This is a genomic window from Wenjunlia tyrosinilytica (assembly GCF_014646055.1).
Taxonomy (GTDB): Bacteria; Actinomycetota; Actinomycetes; order Streptomycetales; family Streptomycetaceae; genus Wenjunlia; species Wenjunlia tyrosinilytica.
The window spans coordinates 1-14,682 of the sequence record NZ_BMMS01000067.1 but is presented as its reverse complement, the minus strand read 5'-3'; the positions used below and the strand labels follow the sequence as shown (position 1 = coordinate 14,682).

Here is a 14,682-nt window from a genome sequence, read left to right as displayed (position 1 = left end):
CGGCCGAGAGCGCGTCGCTTCGCGCCGAAGCGGCGGAGGCTTACGCCGAACTGACGGTCCGCCTCCCGGGTCGCGGTCTGTCTACGCGCTGCCGCGCGAAGGATAAAAGCGCTGGCAGCGGTGAGCGCTGGGTGGGCGGCTCGTTTGCGCCGCCGGGCGGCGGTTGGGTGGGCGCGCTTCGCGCGGAGAGGCGGGCCCGAGGGGGTATGGGGGTCGTTTTTGAAATTGGTGGTGCAATTGCATCCGCGCCCAGGGATGTGCGCGCGGGGGCGCGTGACCCAAAGTTCACCACCACTTTTGAAAACGGCACCCCTATACCTCCGCCCGCGGACCCACTGCCGTTGATCGGCGCGAAGCGACGCGGTCCCGGCCGCCGCCCGGCGGTGGGAGTCAGTTTGCGCCCGACGTTTGCCGTCGCCTGCGTCTTTAGTCTTTCGCGCGGCAGCGCGCAGATGTACCGGCTGTCGGGAGGGGGACCGTCAGTTCGGCGTAAGCCTCCGCCGCCTCCGCGCGAAGCGACGCCGCCTCGGCCGCCGCCCGGGGGCGGGAGTCGGTCCGCGCCGGCCGTCGCCGTTGCCAGTGCTTTTGTCCTTCGCGCGGCAGCGCGCGGGCAGACTGCGCCCCGGGAGGGGGACCGTCAGTTCGGCGTAGGCCTCCGCTGCTTCGGCGCGAAGCGGCGCGGTCCCGGCCGCCGCCCGGGGGCGGGAGTCGGTCCGCGCCGGCCGTCGCCGTTGTCAGCGCTTTTGTCCTTCGCGCGGCAGCGCGCGGGCAGACCGTGACCCGGGAGGGGGACCGTCAGTTCGGCGTAAGCCTCCGCCGCCTCCGCGCGAAGCGACGCCGCCTCGGCCGCCGCCCGGCGGCGGGAGTCGGTCCGCGCCCGACGTTTGCCGTCGCCGTTACTGACGGCTTTGACCTTCGCGCGGCAGCGCGCGTGCAGACTCCTCCCGGGAGGGGCACCGCCAGTCCGGCGCAAGCCCGGCGCAGGGCTCCTAGGGGCGCTGTGGGGGGCTCACTGTCTGGGACGGGTCGAGCTCTACCACTGCGTCGAAGATCTCGTCGATCTTCGCCAGGAGCTCCGGCTCCAGCTTCACCCCCGCCGCCTTCACGTTTTCCTTGACCTGTTCCGGCCGGGAGGCGCCGATGATCGCCGACGAGACGTTCGGGTTCTGCAGGACCCACGCCACCGCCAGCTGCGAAAGCGTCAACCCCGCTTCCTCCGCCAGCGGCTTCAGCCGCTGGACCCGCTCCAGCACATCGTCCCGCAGCCAGCGGCTGATCATGTTCGAGCCGCCCTTGTCGTCCGTCGCGCGGCTGCCCGCCGGAGGCCGCTGACCCGGCACGTACTTGCCCGTCAGCACACCCTGCCCGATCGGTGACCACACGATCTGCCCGATGCCGAGCTCCTCGCAGGCCGGGACGACCTCCGCCTCGATCACCCGCCACAGCATCGAGTACTGGGGCTGGTTCGACACCAGATGGATCCGCAACTCCCGCGCCAGCCGGTGGGCCGCCCGTATCTCCTCCGCCCGCCACTCGGACACGCCGATGTAGTGGGCCTTGCCCGAGTGGACCACATCCGCGAACGCCTCCATCGTCTCCTCGAGAGGCGTCTCGTAGTCGTACCGGTGGGCCTGGTAGACGTCGACGTAGTCGGTCTGCAACCGCCGCAGCGATCCGTTGATCGACTCCATGATGTGCTTGCGGGACAGGCCCCGGTCGTTCCTGCCCTCACCGGTCGGCCAGAACACCTTCGTGAAGATCTCCAGGCCCTCGCGCCGCTCGTCCTTCAGAGCCCGGCCGAGCACCGACTCCGCCCGGGTGCCCGCGTACACGTCCGCCGTGTCGAACGTCGTGATCCCCGAGTCCAGCGCCGCCCGCACACACGCCGTGGCGGCGTCCTCCTCGACCTGGGACCCATGGGTGATCCAGTTGCCGTACGAGATCTCGCTGATGATCAGGCCGCTGCGGCCCAAGTGTCGAAACTCCATGCGCCCGACCCTACGCGGGGCGCTGATCGATTCCAGGGCCCGGGCGCCGATCTCTCAACCCCGCACCGCGCACAGGTGCAGCAGCGCCGCCACCCCGCGATAGGGATCGCGTCCGCCCGCCGCCTCCTCCGCGGCCAGCAACGCCTCGAACTCCTCGGGGTCGGCCGGCACCCGTGCCGCGTCCGGCGCCGTGTCAGTGAAGACCCGCACCCCGTACCACTCCCTCAGCGGGACGCCGATCTCGCGCAGTGTCCTCGCCAGCGCCTCGCGGCGGTCCGCCCGGGTGGCCAGTCCCAGCCGGTTGACGTAGCGGTCGGTGCCGAACGCCTCCAGGGCGCCCCTCCAGTCCCCGCCGAGGCCGGGCCGCATCGCCAGTGCGTCCGCGTTGCGCACCACCAGCGACAGCAGCCCACCCGGCCTGAGCACCCGCGCGAGCGCCGCCAGGATCGGGTCGGGCTCGTCCAGGTACATCAGCACCCCGTGGCAGAGCACGGCGTCGAAGGTGGCCGGGCCGAAGTGGCGGCCCACCTCCCGCCCGTCGCCCTGTATCAGCCGCATCCGGTCCTGTACCTCGGGCCGCTCGGCCGACAGCGCCGAGGCCACCGTGTCCAGCATGGCCGGATCGGGGTCCATCCCCGTGACCTCGTGCCCCTGGCGGGCCAGGCGCAGCGCCTGGGTGCCCTGCCCGCACCCCGCGTCCAGCACCCGCAGCGCGGGCGCGGAGGGGTCCACGGCGGGCCCGGCGGGCAGGTTGGCGCTCAGCTGCCGGGCAACGAGCTCCTGGCGGACGACATTGCGCAGCCCCCCGAGTCCGTGCAGCCAGGCACGGGCTCCACCGGAGAACCGGGAAGGCGCGTACGCCGTCCCGGACTCCTCCGGCGGCAGCGTGCTCAGATCTTCTCCCCGCGCTTGACCTGCGGCTTCGGCAGTCGCAGGCGGCGCATTTGGAGCGTCCGCATCAGGGCGTAGGCGACGACCCCGCGCCGGTTCTCGTCGGGCAGGCGCTCCCGAAGCGTCCGCTTGAGGCCGAACGTGATCCGGAACGAGTCCGCGACGATCAGCACGATCACCACGAGCCAGCACAGCAGCGCGATGCTCTTGATGTTCGCCGACGGCACCATGCTCAGGATGAGGATCAGCACGGCCAGCGGCAGGAAGTACTCGGCGATGACCAGCCGCGAGTCCACGTAGTTGCGCGCCAGCTTGCGCACGGGGCCCTTGTCGCGCGGCGGCAGGTAGCGCTCGTCGCCTGACGCCAGGGCCTCGCGCTGCTTGGCCAGGTCGGCGCGGCGGCGCTCTCGGGCCTGCTTGGCGGCGTCCTTGCGGTTCGCTGGGGCCGTCACCCGAGTGCGGCGGCCGGCTTCGGCCTCGCTGCGCTTGGGGGTCGGGCGCCCCTTGGGGGCCTGGGGGTCCCGGGGCTGATTGCCGGGGTCGGCGCCGACCGTGACGGTCGAGGCCTGCTCATCCTTGGAACGACGTCGAAACACACACGAAGAGTACGTGGTGGCAGGGGTTGGGCCCCACTCCTGGAGGGAACGATCCGATATCGGGCGCCGGGCCCGGCCCCGTACGTCACCTACTGCCGCGCCTACACCCTGGGCCGGACCCCGGAGCGGTGTGATCGTCCTGTAGGAGGAGCGCATCCGGCCGTGAACAGTGCGGTAATGGAACCACGGCCCGTACTGTTGGGTCTGTACAGGCGGAGCATGTCGGAGAAGGGGGCGCGCGAGGCCCATGAGCGGTGTCATGAAGCGGATGGGAATGATCTTCCGCGCGAAGGCCAATAAGGCCCTGGACAGGGCCGAGGACCCGCGCGAGACGCTCGACTACTCGTATCAGAAGCAGCTGGAACTGCTGCAGAAGGTACGCCGTGGCGTCGCCGACGTGGCCACGTCGCGCAAGCGTCTCGAGCTGCAGCTGAACCAGTTGCAGCAGCAGTCCTCCAAATACGAGGACCAGGGCCGCAAGGCGCTGGCGCTGGGCCGGGAGGATCTGGCCCGTGAGGCGCTCAGCCGCCGCGCGTCGCTGCAGCAGCAGGTCACCGACCTCGAGGCGCAGCACCAGACGCTGCAGGGCGAGGAGGAGAAGCTCACCCTTGCGGCCCAGCGTCTGCAGGCCAAGGTGGACGCCTTCCGTACGAGGAAGGAGACCATCAAGGCCACCTACACGGCCGCACAGGCCCAGACCAAGATCGGCGAGGCCTTCTCGGGCATCTCGGAGGAGATGGGCGACGTCGGCCTGGCGATCCAGCGCGCGGAGGACAAGACCGCGCAGCTCCAGGCGCGTGCCGGTGCCATCGACGAGCTTCTCGCCTCGGGTGCGCTGGACGACCCGAGCGGGCTGGCCAAGGACGACATCGGTGCCGAGCTGGACCGGATCTCCGGCGGCACGGACGTCGAGCTGGAGCTTCAGCGCATGAAGGCCGAGCTGGCCGGGGGCTCCCCGCAGCAGGCCATCGAGGGCGGCCAGAAGCCGCAGGACCAGCCGAAGTTCGAAAAGTAGCGGCCCGATCGGAACCTTCCGCGAAGGAGACCCGTCATGATCGTCCGGATCATGGGGGAGGGGCAGGTGAGGCTGGCCGACAGCCACCTCACCCGGTTGAACGAGCTCGACGACGCGCTGCTCGCCGCCATGGACAACGGCGACGACGCCTCGTTCCGGCTGACCCTGAACGCGCTGCTGGACGCCGTGCGCGAGCTGGGTGAGCCGCTGCCCGACGACTCCCTGGAGCCGTCCGAGCTGATCCTGCCGTCCAGCGACGCCTCCCTGGAGGAGGTCCGCGCCATGCTCCGCGACGACGGGCTCATCCCCGGGTAGTCGCGGGACGGTCCTCGGACACGTACTCCGACCCGCCTGAGCGCCCCGGCCCCGACGAGGGGGCCGGGGCGCTGCGCGTCACGGTGGCGTCGGAGTCACGGTGGCGTCGGAGTCACCTGGGGTCAGACGGGGTCAGACGGGGTCAGAGTCACGCTGGGGTCAGGCACGCTGGGGTCGGAGCAACGGTGGGGTCAGAGGAACGCCCCCGACGGGATGTAGGGGGACGGCGGGCGCATGCCGCGCAGGCAGAGGTAGCCCGAGTTCGAGACGGACAGGCCCGCCGCGAGGCCCACATCGACCGCCCACTCCTGCTCGGCGGTCAGGTGCGGCACGGTGACCTCGGTCCCGGGAGGCATCCTGAGCAGCGCCTCGGTCAGCAGCCGGGTGGCGACCCGCCTGGAGGTGGCGGCCAGCAGTTCGATCTTGCCGCCGAGCAGGTAGCAGTAGCCGCTTCCGACCAGGGTGTCCACGACGAGCAGGCCGAAGTGGCGCACCATCTCCTCGTGGTCGGGGCCGTGGGCGCCGCCGCGCAGCCTGCGGTCCACGGAATCCATCAGATCGCGCTGGTGGACCGTCCCCGGGTGCACGGGCACGCCGTCGGGCTCGGGAAGCCCCGAACGGTCCTCCACCACACCGGTCAGGCGCATCGCGGGATGCAGGGTGAACCCGGCCAGCCGGTACCGCCGCGCCGCCCTCGCGTCCTGGGAGCCGCAGATGATCCCCCGCAGACACGCCCGGCCGTGCAGTCTCGCCCGGTCCAGCAGCGCCTTGCCGACCCCCTTGCCCTGCGCCTGGGGCACGACGGCGAACAGGGACAGGCCCCAGGTGCCCTCACGGCGGGTGGACAGGACGGCCCCCAGCGCCTTGCCGCTGTCGGGGTCGATGGCGAGCCAGCAGCCCTCCGGGTCGGTGCGGGCCATGTGGCGGGTGCGACTGTGGCTTCGGACGAGCCGTTCGTGCGGCCAGGCCGCGGACAGTTCGGTCTCGTGGAAGGCGGCGGCGGTCACGGACTGCACGGTCTCGGCGTCGGCGGCGTCGTCGCGTACTTGGCGCAGCAGCATGCCTTCATCCTGGCCATGGAGCACCCTGGCGGCGCAAGCGAGTTGGGCCGATCAGTGTCGGTCGGCGGGGACCGGACGGGCGATGGGACCGTACGGGCGATGGGCCGGGAGGACGACGGGCCGGGCGGACGACGGGCCGGGCCACGGGGATCGGACGGACGACAGGGCCGTACGGACGGCGGGGCCGTACGGACGGCGGGGCCGGACGGTAGTCGTCCGGCCCCGCCGAAGGCGTCTGCCCGCGAGCCCCGCGGGGCACCGCTACGGCAGCGCGAGCATCCGCTCCAGGGCGAGCTTCGCGTTGGCCTCGGTCTCCTTGTCGACCTCGATCCGGTTGACGACAGTGCCGTCCGCGAGCGACTCGAGCGCCCAGACCAGGTGCGGCAGGTCGATCCGGTTCATGGTCGAGCAGAAGCAGACGGTCTTGTCGAGGAAGACGATCTGCTTGTCCGGGTGGGCCTTGGCCAGGCGCCGGACCAGGTTCAGCTCGGTGCCGATGGCCCAGGCGGAGCCGGCCGGGGCGGCGTCCAGCGCCTTGATGATGTACTCGGTCGAGCCCACGTGGTCGGCGGCCGAGACGACCTCGTGCTTGCACTCGGGGTGGACCAGGACATTGACGCCCGGGATGCGCTCGCGCACGTCGTTCACCGAGTCGAGCGAGAAACGGCCGTGCACCGAGCAGTGCCCGCGCCACAGGATCATCTTCGCGGCGCGCAGCTGCTCGGCGGTGAGGCCGCCGCCGGGCTTGTGCGGGTTGTAGACCACGCAGTCGTCGAGCGAGAGGCCCATGTCGCGCACGGCGGTGTTGCGGCCGAGGTGCTGGTCGGGCAGGAAGAGCACCTTCTCGCCCTGCTGGAACGCCCACTCCAGGGCCCGCTTGGCGTTGGACGAGGTGCAGATGGTGCCGCCGTGGGCCCCGGTGAACGCCTTGATGTCGGCCGAGGAGTTCATGTACGACACCGGCACGGTGGCGCCGGCTGCCCCGGCTTCGGTGAGCACGTCCCAGCACTCGGCGACCTGCTCGGCGGTGGCCATGTCCGCCATCGAGCAGCCGGCGGCCAGGTCAGGCAGGATGACCTGCTGGTCCCCGGAGGTGAGGATGTCCGCGCTCTCGGCCATGAAGTGGACACCGCAGAAGACGATGAACTCCGCCTGCGGCCGTGCCGCCGCGTCCCGGGCGAGCTTGAACGAGTCGCCGGTGACGTCGGCGAACTGGATCACCTCGTCACGCTGGTAGTGGTGCCCCAGTACGAACACTCGTTCGCCGAGTCGCTCCTTCGCGGCCCGGGCCCGTTCGACCAGGTCCGGGTCCGACGGCGCGGGCAGGTCGCCCGGGCACTCGACGCCCCGCTCGCTGAGCGGGTCCGCGGAGCGGCCCAGCAGGAGAAGGGCGAGAGGAGTCGGCTCGGGCTCCTCGGACAGTCCCCTCGGGAAGTCCAGGTCTTGGGTGGTGGTCACGACACGCACCCTTTCTGTCGGCTCAGGGCTCTCGGCTGATGGGCACCGCGAGCGGCGGTCCTCCGCCGCCACGGCGGCTGTCGCACATGGCTTCTCGTCTAACTGACACAATCCATGATAGTCGGTTCGCGTCACTTTGACGATGGCGGCTGCGATGGTGTGCACCACATCACGAGCGCCGCCGGTGCCGACGCACCAGCACGATGTGCGAGCATTGTCGAGTAAGACCAACGAATCGCCTGAGCCGGAAATGAAACCGGCGCCCCGCCGGTTGAAACCTGCGGCAGCAGTCCGTACGACCTGGGAGTAAGCAGATGACCGTTCAGGACGAGACCACCGCCGACAGCGGCATCATCCTGTCCGACGCCGCAGCGCAGAAGGTCAAGGGCCTGCTTGAGCAGGAGGGCCGTGACGATCTGGCGCTGCGAGTGGCCGTCCAGCCCGGCGGCTGCTCGGGCCTGCGGTACCAGCTCTTCTTCGACGAGCGTTCGCTCGACGGTGACGTCGTCAAGGACTTCGACGGCGTGAAGGTCGTGACCGACCGGATGAGCGCCCCCTACCTCGGCGGCGCCTCCATCGACTTCGTGGACACCATCGAGAAGCAGGGCTTCACGATCGACAACCCGAACGCCACGGGCTCCTGCGCCTGCGGCGACTCGTTCCACTGAGCACGGCGGACGAGCATCCGGCACGGTGAAGGCGGCGCTCCCCGGCCCGGGGAGCGCCGCCTTCACCACGCTGTCGTACGCGTCCTGCCCACGCTCACTTGCGCGGCATCGACACCCGCTCGCCGTCGCTCGCGTCGACGACCTTGCGCCCGCCCAGCGGCTTGTCCAGCGTGACCTTCTCCTTGTACTCCTTGGCCAGGTCGATGCAGACGTCGGCCTTCCTGTTCCACTTGCCGATCACCGAGACCCGCACCTCGCCCTTGGACTCCTTGGCCGTGGCGGAGAAGTCACTGCACACCCCGCCCCAGAAGGTCAGGGTCAGCGTGCTGCCGTCCACGGTGTAGGACTCCACGTTCATCTTCTCGTCCGGAACGGGCTTGCCCGGCTTGTGCGGGGACGGGGTCACCGGCTTCGGCTTGGCGATGTACTTCGGGTCCACCGCGACCTGAGCGGCCACATAGGTGTCCTTCGAGCCCTGCGACGCCACCGTGAACAGCCACGACGGCACCAGCGCCGTCCTACCGCCCACGGACTGCGTGGACAGGCCGAACTCCGCCTTGCGGATCTCCTGCGGTGTGGGCTCGGACCTCTTGGGCGCTTGGCACCCCACCAACGGGGGCTCCATGGGCCGGGAGTGCCTCGGCTCCGACGGCTTGTTCCGTTCCGGCTCGGCCGGCAGCACCGGGCGGGCCGACGCCTTGGGGCCCTCCGGCTGCTGGGGCACGCACGGCATGACCGCGGAGCCGTCGGACACGGTGGCGCCCGGGTTGTTCTGGAGCAGTCGCACCGCCCGCTTGGCGTTGATCACCGGGTACTCGGCGCCCGGGACGAGCTTCGACAGCGAGCCGTTGCCCGAGCGCACCCCGTCCTTGCCGATCTGGAGCGTCGTGCTCCATCCGAACGTCGGCAGGCCGTCCACCGTGGGCTCCGCGGTGACGATGCGCAGGGCACCCATGGTCTGTGTGGCGTTCAGGGCGGCGTCCCCGAGGCCCAGCGACTTCAGCAGCGGCGCCGCCTTGGCCTTCGCCTCGCTCTCGGAGATCGGCTTGCCGCCGTCGTCCGGCGCGCTCCCGCCGTGGCTGCGCGGCTCGGTGGTGCACGCCTTGCCCCGGCCGGGCTTGTTCCCGCCGTCCTCGGGCGCAGAGGCGCAGCCGTCGGAGGAGGAGTTCTCCCCGCCCGTCGAGTAGGTCCACTGACCGGGGGCCTTCGGGTTCACCCGCAGCGTGGGGCCGACACCGTCCTGGGCGCCGCCCACCAGCCACTGCCCGTCCTGGTGCTTGGGCGCGCCCACCATGCCGAGCGACTTCGCCAGGGCGGCGACGTCCTCGCGCGTGAGCGCCTTGGACGAGGGGCGCTGGACCTTGGCCTTCTTCGGCCCGTCCGGAAGCTCGCCCTTGACGACGAACTTCGGCCCCGAGCCGTTGGGGTCGGGCTCACCCGGCGCGATCTGGCCGTCGTTGCTGTCCAGGCCGCCCGTCCGGTAGCGGTCGAGGGCGAGGGGAGCCACCTTCTGCCCGGCCGAGGCGCTGCCGTTGCGGCCGTGGGAGTCGTTGGCCGCCGCCGCCGCGAGATACGCTCCGCCGCCGCCCGCCAGCAGCACCGCCGTGGAGACGGCGACGGCCACCAGCGAGGGCCTTCGGGTACGGGTTGCGGTGGGACCGTCGTGGGGCACGCCCGTGTCGTCCGCCGACGTCCTGCCGTTGTCGCCCGGCTCGGCGTCCGGTGTGCCCTTGGGGTTGTGGTCGCTGCCCACGGCTGCGCTCCTTCGGCTCCGCTCGTCATCTCACCCGGGCCCAATCGCCGGACCCGCAGGTGTGACGGAGCAGCACTCGAAGCGGTTCCCCTCTTTCCCCTCGGGGACCTCTCAAGGGTGAGGCCCATACGCCGATCGGCCCAGCAGCGACGCCCAGCAGCGACGCCCAGCAGCGACGCCCAGCAGCGACGCCCGGCCGCGCCGCTCAGCCGCACCCCTCGGATCGTTCAGTCGCCGTAGTCGGACATCCCGTCCAGCAGGTGCGCGGAGGAGTCCGAGACCCGGACGCCGTGGATGCGCTCCCACGGAGTGGGCGGAGCGATCGGCGGAGTGTGCGGCACCGGCCAGTGGCGGGCCATCCGGACGCAGTCACCGACGAGTTCGGCGAGGGATTCCGGTTCCACGCTGGCGGGCCGCGGAGCGGAGGAGTGCATGCGCTGCGACATGTGCGTCTCCTGGTCGTCGGGCCTGGAAGGGGTCGAGCCGTCACTTCTCCCTCGACCCTAGGCGCCCCCCATCGGTCAATGAAGGCGTACTTTCGGGTAATTTCCGGGTACCCCGCCCGCTGGCTCGGGAACCCGCTTGGGAGACGGGTAGCGTGGGTAGGTCGGTCCGAGGCCCTGGCGCCAAGGGGCCGACCCCACGTCGCCCACCACCAGGAGCCAGCCCGCCGTGCGTATCGCTGTCACCGGCTCGATCGCCACAGACCACCTGATGACCTTCCCCGGCCGGTTCGCCGAGCAACTCGTCGCGGACCAGCTGCACACGGTCTCGCTCTCCTTCCTCGTGGACACGCTCGACGTGCGCCGCGGCGGGGTCGCCCCCAACATCTGCTTCGGCATGGGCGTGCTCGGACTGCGCCCCGTCCTGGTCGGCGCCGCGGGCGCCGACTTCGCCGAATACCGCTCCTGGCTCGACCGGCACAACGTGGACACGGCGAGCGTCCACATCTCCGAGGTGCACCACACCGCCCGTTTCGTGTGCACCACGGACAACGACCACAACCAGATCGCGTCCTTCTACACGGGCGCCATGAGCGAGGCCCGGCTCATCGAGCTGCGGCCCGTCGCCGAGCGGGTCGGCGGCCTGGACCTGGTGCTCATCGGCGCCGACGACCCGGAGGCGATGCTGCGCCACACCGAGGAGTGCCGCTCGCGGGGCATCCCCTTCGCGGCCGACCCCTCCCAGCAGCTCGCCCGCATGGACGGCGACGACATCCGCCGGCTGATCGACGGCGCCACGTACCTGTTCACCAACGAGTACGAGAAGGCGCTCATCGAGACCAAGACCGGCTGGACCTCGGAGGAGATCCTCGGCCGCGTCGGCACCCGTGTCACCACGCTCGGTGCCAAGGGTGTCCGTATCGAGCGCACCGGGGAGGACACGATCACGGTGGGCTGCGCCGAGGAGGAGCGCAAGCTCGACCCGACGGGTGTCGGCGACGCCTTCCGCGCCGGGTTCCTGGCGGGCCTGTCCTGGGAGCTCGGCAATGAGCGGGCGGCGCAGGTGGGCTGCATGCTCGCCACCCTCGTCATCGAGACCGTGGGCACCCAGGAGTACGAGCTGCGCCGGGGCCACTTCATCGACCGCTTCGTCAAGGCCTACGGGCACGAGGCCGGAGCCGAGATCAGGGCCCACCTCGAGGGCTGACCACGCCGTACGGTCCGCCGGGCGGGGGCAGCCCTCGACCCGGCGGACCGAGGCGGGGTCACTCCTCGACCCGGCGGACCAGGGTGGGATCCCTCCTCGACCCGGCGGACCGAGGCGGGGTCACTCCTCGACCCGGCGGACCAGGTAGGCACTGCCGCGGTCGGCGCCGAAGTCCGCCGCAGGCCGCTCGCCCAGATACTCCTGGCCGCGCATCTCGCACCACGCGGGGACATCCAGCCGGGCCGCCTCGTCGTCGGAGAGCACCGCGACGACCGAGCCCGCCCTCACTTCGCGGATCCGATTGGCCAGTTCGATGACCGGGATCGGGCAGCGGCGGCCCAGCGTGTCGAGCACCAGCGCGGCCTCCTCGCCCGCCGTCGGCCGCGGGCCCGGCTCCCCGGTCGGCGCCCCCAGCTGCTCGCGGACCCCCCGCACCACCCCCGGCAGTACGCCGAGGAAGCGCTCCACATCCTCCTCGGTGGTGCCGGACGGCAGCGAGACCCGCACGTTGCCCTCCGACAGCACGCCCATCGCCCGCAGCACATGGCTCGGGGTCAGGGTGCTGGAGGTGCACGACGAGCCGGACGAGACAGCGAAGCCCGCCCGGTCCAGCTCCGTCAGCAGCGCCTCACCGTCGACGTAGAGGCAGGAGAAGGTGACCAGATGCGGCAGCCGCCGCGCCGGGTCGCCCACCACTTCGACATCCGGGACGAGTTCGGGCACGCGCGTCCTGATCCGCTCCACCAGCGCCGACAGCCGGTCGCTCTCGGTGGCGGCCTGCTCGCGCACGGCCCGCAGCGAAGCGGCCGCCGCCACGATGGCGGGCACGTTCTCGAAGCCCGGCACCCGGCCGCGTTCCCGCTCGTCGCGGGGGAGCGGTGGGACATGGCGGACACCCTTGCGTACGGCGAGCAGCCCCACCCCGGGCGGGCCACCCCATTTGTGCGCGCTCGCCGCCAGCAGCGACCACCCCTCGGGCACGGGCATCCGGCCCAGGCTCTGCGCCGCGTCCACGAACAGCGGCACCCCGGCCTCCCGGCACGCGGCGGCCACCTCGGCGACCGGCTGGACCGTGCCCACCTCATGGTTGGCGGACTGAAGGCACGCCAGCGCCGTCCCCTCGGTCAGCGCGGCGGCGAACACCTCGGGATCGACCCGGCCGAGGCGGTCCACACCGACCTGGTCCACCGTCCCGCCGCTCGCCTCGTGCACCTCGGCGCAGTGCAGCACGGAGGAGTGCTCGACGGCCGAGACCACCAGGCGGTCGCCGACCCGGCGGCGCCCGGCGAGCGCTCCCAGCACCCCCAGGTGCACTCCTTGGGTCCCCGAAGGAGTGAAGACCAGTTCGTCGGCGCGGCACCCGACGGCCTCCGCCGCGGTCTCCCGGGCGGCGTCGAGCAGCATCCGGGCGCGCCGGCCGTCGCGGTAGAGCCTGGCCGGATCCGCCCACCCCTCGTCCAGCGCGGCGAGCAGGGCCTGACGTGCGACGGGGTGGAGGGGAGCGGAGGAGGCGGCGTCGAAGTAGGGCACCTTCGCACGTTAACCGACCTCGGCGGAACGCGGTCAGAACCGCGCGCTCACAGGGCATTCCATACCTTCGCGCGGGCCCCCGGATACGCCACGCCGACTTAGCCCCACCTGCCCGCACGACCCCAAATAGCGTCCAGTAGGGTTTGGTCCGCATAAACATCCAAACCCCTGCCCGCGCATGGGTCGGACCGCCGAAACGGGCGGACAGGCACTTCTCCCGCGGGCGAGACTCTCGGGAAGGCGCTACGTGAGTCCCAACGGCTCCGACCGCTCGCCGCGGCGCTCTATGCGGCGGAAGCTGCCGCAGGCGCTCGCCGCGGGCCTGGTCCTGGCGACCGCCACCGGTTGCTCCTATGAAGACTTTCCCAGGCTCGGCCTGCCCAGCCCCGCCACTGAGCAGGGGCCGATCGTCATCTCCCTGTGGCAGGGCTCGTGGGCCGCGGCGCTGGCGACCGGCGTCCTGGTGTGGGGCCTGATCATCTGGGCCGTGATCTTCCATCGCCGCAGCCGCACCAAGGTGGAGGTGCCCCCCCAGACCCGGTACAACATGCCCATCGAGGCGTTGTACACGGTGGTCCCGCTGATCATCATCGCGGTGCTGTTCTACTTCACCGCGCGGGACGAGACCGACCTGCTGAAGACCTCCAGCAAGCCCAAGCACGTCGTGAACGTCGTCGGCTTCCAGTGGAGCTGGGGCTTCAACTACCTGGAGAACGTGGACGGGCAGCCCAGCACTCCGGCGCAGCCCCTCACCGACAATCCGGATCTCAGCGCGATCCCGACGGACCTGCTCGAGCGCGCCCCGCAGAGCGCCGAGGGCGTCTACAACTTCGGCACCCCGGGCAAGCCCCCGCTGCTGGTCCTCCCCGAGGGCGAGACGGTGCAGTTCATCCTCACCTCTCGTGATGTCATCCACTCGTTCTGGGTGCCCAACTTCCTGTTCAAGCTGGACGTGATCCCGGGGCACACCAACAAGTTCCAGATCGTCGCCAACAAGAAGGGCACCTTCCGCGGCAAGTGCGCCGAGCTGTGCGGCGAGGACCACTCGCGGATGCTCTTCAACGTCAAGGTCGTCTCGCCCAGTGACTACCGCGACTACCTGAACACGCTTGCGAAGAAGGGCCAGACCGGCTACCTCAACGCGGGTATCGCCGTCACGGGTGACGCGAAGAACGCGCGCACCCAGCAGTCGGAGAGTGAGCACAAGTGAGCATCCTCAATGAACCCCAGGGTGCCGCCGAGGAAGGCGAGACCCAGGCGAAGGTGCCGCAGCGACGCAGGGAACCGGGGAACGTCGTCGTCAAGTGGCTGACGACCACCGACCACAAGACGATCGGCTCCCTGTACCTGATCACGTCGTTCGCCTTCTTCATCCTCGGCGGGGTGCTGGCGCTGATCATGCGCGCCGAGCTCGCCCGCCCCGGTTCGCAGGTGATGTCGAACGAGCAGTTCAACCAGGCGTTCACGATGCACGGCACGATCATGCTGCTGATGTTCGCGACGCCGCTGTTCGCGGGCTTCACCAACTGGATCATGCCGTTGCAGATCGGTGCGCCGGATGTGGCGTTCCCGCGGCTGAACATGTTCGCGTACTGGCTGTACCTGTTCGGGTCGCTGATCGCGGTGGCCGGGTTCCTGACCCCGCAGGGCGCCGCCGACTTCGGCTGGTTCGCTTATGCGCCGCTGTCGGACGCGGTGCGCTCGCCGGGTGTGGGCGCGGACATGTGGATCATGGGTCTGGCGTTCTCCGGTTTCGG

At 71.0% G+C, this 14,682-nt stretch carries 14 protein-coding genes; 6 read left to right on the top strand and 8 right to left on the bottom strand.

The genetic code is table 11. The features are described from left to right. Window positions 1-989 precede the first annotated feature (989 nt). From IEY86_RS34695 to IEY86_RS34685, 3 genes are all read right to left on the bottom strand, one after another. Entirely contained in the window at window positions 990-1,988 is a 999-nt protein-coding gene (locus tag IEY86_RS34695; protein ID WP_189135888.1) for an aldo/keto reductase family protein, read from the bottom strand. A 54-nt stretch (window positions 1,989-2,042) separates the two neighbouring features. Further along, a complete protein-coding gene (locus tag IEY86_RS34690) occupies window positions 2,043-2,807 on the bottom strand; it encodes a class I SAM-dependent methyltransferase (RefSeq protein WP_189135889.1) in 765 nt (254 codons plus the stop codon). Window positions 2,808-2,878: 71 nt separating this feature from the next. After that, window positions 2,879-3,475 (bottom strand): DUF3043 domain-containing protein, encoded by a 597-nt coding sequence (locus tag IEY86_RS34685; protein ID WP_229699034.1) that lies wholly within the window; start codon window positions 3,473-3,475, stop codon window positions 2,879-2,881. A gap of 247 nt (window positions 3,476-3,722) precedes the next feature. Here IEY86_RS34685 and IEY86_RS34680 point away from each other — a divergent pair, with 247 nt between their 5' ends. Further along, complete coding sequence (locus IEY86_RS34680) at window positions 3,723-4,490, top strand: PspA/IM30 family protein (protein ID WP_189135886.1); 768 nt, start codon at window positions 3,723-3,725, stop codon at window positions 4,488-4,490. Between the two features lie 36 nt (window positions 4,491-4,526). After that, window positions 4,527-4,805 (top strand): PspA-associated protein PspAA, encoded by a 279-nt coding sequence (gene pspAA, locus IEY86_RS34675; RefSeq protein ID WP_189135885.1) that lies wholly within the window; start codon window positions 4,527-4,529, stop codon window positions 4,803-4,805. A gap of 191 nt (window positions 4,806-4,996) precedes the next feature. Here pspAA and IEY86_RS34670 read toward each other — a convergent pair whose 3' ends face one another. Both IEY86_RS34670 and nadA read right to left on the bottom strand, forming a co-directional pair. Then, window positions 4,997-5,866 carry a GNAT family N-acetyltransferase gene (locus tag IEY86_RS34670; protein WP_189135884.1) on the bottom strand — a complete coding sequence of 290 codons (870 nt, stop codon included), beginning with the start codon at window positions 5,864-5,866 and terminating at the stop codon, window positions 4,997-4,999. 261 nt (window positions 5,867-6,127) lie between these two features. Continuing rightward, complete coding sequence (gene nadA, locus IEY86_RS34665) at window positions 6,128-7,333, bottom strand: quinolinate synthase NadA (protein ID WP_189135883.1); 1,206 nt, start codon at window positions 7,331-7,333, stop codon at window positions 6,128-6,130. Window positions 7,334-7,638: 305 nt separating this feature from the next. Between nadA and IEY86_RS34660 the strand changes: the two genes are divergently transcribed. After that, window positions 7,639-7,992 carry a HesB/IscA family protein gene (locus tag IEY86_RS34660; RefSeq protein WP_189135882.1) on the top strand — a complete coding sequence of 118 codons (354 nt, stop codon included), beginning with the start codon at window positions 7,639-7,641 and terminating at the stop codon, window positions 7,990-7,992. A gap of 94 nt (window positions 7,993-8,086) precedes the next feature. On the opposite strand, the gene IEY86_RS34655 is transcribed toward IEY86_RS34660, so the two are convergent. Both IEY86_RS34655 and IEY86_RS34650 read right to left on the bottom strand, forming a co-directional pair. Continuing rightward, window positions 8,087-9,745, bottom strand: coding sequence for a hypothetical protein (locus IEY86_RS34655; protein ID WP_189135881.1), 1,659 nt, complete (start codon window positions 9,743-9,745; stop codon window positions 8,087-8,089). 227 nt (window positions 9,746-9,972) lie between these two features. Next, window positions 9,973-10,191: a hypothetical protein gene (locus IEY86_RS34650; RefSeq protein ID WP_189135880.1), complete on the bottom strand. Its 219-nt coding sequence runs from the start codon at window positions 10,189-10,191 to the stop codon at window positions 9,973-9,975. Between the two features lie 226 nt (window positions 10,192-10,417). Between IEY86_RS34650 and IEY86_RS34645 the strand changes: the two genes are divergently transcribed. Continuing rightward, window positions 10,418-11,395: a carbohydrate kinase family protein gene (locus IEY86_RS34645; RefSeq protein WP_189135879.1), complete on the top strand. Its 978-nt coding sequence runs from the start codon at window positions 10,418-10,420 to the stop codon at window positions 11,393-11,395. Window positions 11,396-11,515: 120 nt separating this feature from the next. Here IEY86_RS34645 and IEY86_RS34640 read toward each other — a convergent pair whose 3' ends face one another. After that, window positions 11,516-12,925 (bottom strand): cysteine desulfurase/sulfurtransferase TusA family protein, encoded by a 1,410-nt coding sequence (locus IEY86_RS34640; RefSeq protein ID WP_189135878.1) that lies wholly within the window; start codon window positions 12,923-12,925, stop codon window positions 11,516-11,518. Window positions 12,926-13,172: 247 nt separating this feature from the next. On the opposite strand from IEY86_RS34640, the gene ctaC reads away from it, so the two are divergent. Together ctaC and IEY86_RS34630 are read left to right on the top strand one after the other, a co-directional pair. Then, window positions 13,173-14,135: an aa3-type cytochrome oxidase subunit II gene (gene ctaC / locus IEY86_RS34635; RefSeq protein ID WP_189135877.1), complete on the top strand. Its 963-nt coding sequence runs from the start codon at window positions 13,173-13,175 to the stop codon at window positions 14,133-14,135. Next, window positions 14,132-14,682 (top strand): cbb3-type cytochrome c oxidase subunit I (locus IEY86_RS34630; RefSeq protein ID WP_189135876.1); only part of this gene is annotated, 551 nt, incomplete at its 3' end. The genes ctaC and IEY86_RS34630, both read left to right, overlap by 4 nt.

Coding starts and splice junctions, on each gene's coding strand:
- IEY86_RS34680 (WP_189135886.1), top strand. CDS start 3,723: ATGAGCGGTGTCATGAAGCGGATGGGAATGATCTTCCGCGCGAAGGCC.
- IEY86_RS34650 (WP_189135880.1), bottom strand. CDS start 10,191: ATGTCGCAGCGCATGCACTCCTCCGCTCCGCGGCCCGCCAGCGTGGAA.
- IEY86_RS34660 (WP_189135882.1), top strand. CDS start 7,639: ATGACCGTTCAGGACGAGACCACCGCCGACAGCGGCATCATCCTGTCC.
- IEY86_RS34695 (WP_189135888.1), bottom strand. CDS start 1,988: ATGGAGTTTCGACACTTGGGCCGCAGCGGCCTGATCATCAGCGAGATC.
- IEY86_RS34670 (WP_189135884.1), bottom strand. CDS start 5,866: ATGCTGCTGCGCCAAGTACGCGACGACGCCGCCGACGCCGAGACCGTG.
- pspAA (WP_189135885.1), top strand. CDS start 4,527: ATGATCGTCCGGATCATGGGGGAGGGGCAGGTGAGGCTGGCCGACAGC.